Annotated in this window: 1 protein-coding gene; it reads left to right on the forward strand. The window is 71.7% G+C overall.

Annotated elements, in window-relative coordinates:
- On the forward strand, positions 1 to 1808 hold a 1808-nt coding region (locus tag R1L06_RS20435), incomplete at both ends, for a M56 family metallopeptidase (protein ID WP_317218592.1).

The raw sequence follows: 1808 nt of genomic DNA on the forward strand, positions 1-1808 counted from the left end.
GTTCTGGAGCCAGCCGTTGCAGCTGGCCTGGCTACCGGCACCGCAGGCGGTGGCGATGACCGCCACTGACGTTGCCGCAGATCTGGTCTACCCGCTGGCGCCGGAAGCCTCGGCGCAGCTGCTGGCGACGATGCCGGTGCCTGCAGCGGACGTGCCGGCAGTGGCGTGGTGGGCCGTTGCACTGGCCGCGCTGTGGGCATCCGGTGTGCTGCTGATGGCCCTGCGCACCTTCGGTGAGTGGCGCCGCTGCCGCGCGCTGCTGGCCGCCGCCTATCCCTGCGAGGACGAGGCGCTGGTGCAGGCGCTGCAGCTGGCCTCCGATGCCCACGGCGTACGCCCTGCGCCGCGGCTGTGGATGAGCGCGCAGGTGGACGCACCGCAGCTGGTCGGGCCGTTCCGCCCGGTGCTGCTGCTGCCGGCCGGCGACAACGCCCTGCAGGGTGATGCGCTGGACCTGGCATTGACTCACGAACTGCAACACCTGCAGCGGCGTGACCTGCAGTGGGGCCTGCTGCCCGCACTGGCCCAGCACCTGTTCTTCTTCCACCCGCTGCTGCGCCTGTCGGTGCGCGAATACGCACAGGCCCGCGAAGAAGCGGTGGATGCGGCCGTGGTTGGCCAGCATGGCGCGAGCCGTCAGGCCTATGGCCGCCTGCTGTTGCAGCTGGGCGTGGCACCGCAGCCACACTTGGGCGTGGCCAGCGCCGCGCCGAACACCACCAGCCTCAAGCGTCGCCTGCTCTCGCTGCAGCCGCGCCGGGCCTGCCCGCGCATTCTGGCGATGGCACTGACCGCCGTCGTGGTGCTGGTGGGCGTGGCACCGATGCGGCTGGTCGCTGCGCCAGTGCCACCGGCACCGCCCGCGCCGCCGGCCGCACCGAAGGCCGTGGTGCCGCCGCCGCCGAAGGCTCCGAACGCGCCGCCCGCAGCGCCTTCGGCCGCGCGCGTTCCGGCCGTGCCGGTGGCGCCCGCGCCGCCTGCCGAGCCGGCCGATGTCGAGGCGCTGTCAGGCCCGGACGATGCCGATGTGGCGGTCGACGTGGATGTCGATGTGGATACCGACATGCACAGTGAACATTCGACTTCCCACACCACCTCCATCACCACCTACGGGCGCCTGGACCTCGGCAAGTCGCCGTCGCAGGCCTACGTGCTGGTCGATGGTGATTCAACCTTCGCCAATGGCGGCATCGACGATGTAACGGTGGCCCGCAGGCAGCTCGGCAAGGGGCCGGCGCTGTGGTTCCGCCAGGGCGACAAGCGCTATGTGGTGCGCGACCCGATGCTGATCCAGACCCTGCAGCGCGCCTACAGCGGCGCCGCAGACCTCGGTCGCCAGCAGAGCGAACTGGGCCGCCAACAGAGTGCGCTGGGTCGCGAGCAGGGCGAACTCGGCAGGCAGATGGGTGAGATGGGCCGCCTGCAGGGCGAGGAGTCACGCCGCCTTGCGCTGGCCGCCGCTGAGGTAGCGCGCAGCGCGATGGCCGCCCACGACATCAACCGTGAGGCCGCCGCAGAAGCCGCGAAGGCGGCGCGTGGTGCGACCAGCGATATGGCCGTTGCGCGTGAGGCTGCACGCGAGGCCGCTGCCGAGGCACGTCGTGCGATGCAGGAAGCCCGCAGCGAGGCCGCGCAATCCGGCCGCACCCGTGACATGCAGCGCCTGGCCAGCCAGCAGTCTGAACTGGCCAGCCGACAGGCGGCACTGGGCAGCCAACAGGCCGCGTTGGGCGAGCGTCAGGCACGCGTGCATGCGCAGGCATCGCAGCAGGCACAGCAGGTGATCGCGCGCGCACTGGCCAGCGGCA

The organism is Stenotrophomonas mexicanensis, assembly GCF_032911605.1.
Classification (GTDB): Bacteria; Pseudomonadota; Gammaproteobacteria; order Xanthomonadales; family Xanthomonadaceae; genus Stenotrophomonas; species Stenotrophomonas maltophilia_A.